The following is a 518-nucleotide window of genomic DNA, read 5'->3' as shown; positions in this document are numbered from 1 at the left end:
AAATGCAAATCGGCCTCCTCATCGTCTGAAGCATAGAGTACTGCCTCGCGGAAGTGCTCTTCGAAAGGGGTTGCTATCTTTTCTGAATGACGGTGGAAAGGTAGCAATCCTTTAGGCATATTGCCATAATTAAGTCCCTCTTCGTTTAGGAGGCTATTGACGATGATGTGTTTCTGAATATCTTCGTTTAATGAGGCAAAGTCGGGGTGGTGCTTATCGATATAGGCTTTGAGAAGAGCATAGAAAGCAAAGCGCTCGAGGCTATCGAAGAAAGCGCGTATTTCTTTATTGCCGGTACGATTGACATAGGCGGTAAACGACTCGCGGTCGGGTTCGAAAGCATCGCGGAAAGCAAACAACGATTTAAACATACGCGTAGCCGCACCCGAGGCGGGTACGAACTTGAGTATGGTATTGCCCTTCTTGCGGTGTTGGTAGATAGCGGCATATTTGGCGGCTTCTTCTTTGGGTAGAGGCAGTATACCATCGTCTATGACAGCGGCTTTATATAGCTGAAT

General features: G+C 47.1%; 1 protein-coding gene. It reads right to left on the bottom strand.

The window, feature by feature from the left end; translation table 11 throughout:
- On the bottom strand, positions 1-518 hold a 518-nt coding region (locus HMPREF9441_RS17225; protein WP_008623656.1), incomplete at both ends, for a DUF4301 family protein.

It is taken from the genome of Paraprevotella clara YIT 11840, from assembly GCF_000233955.1.
GTDB lineage: Bacteria > Bacteroidota > Bacteroidia > Bacteroidales > Bacteroidaceae > Paraprevotella > Paraprevotella clara.
Note: the sequence above shows the minus strand (reverse complement) of the source record. Positions and strands in the feature narration are given on the sequence as shown.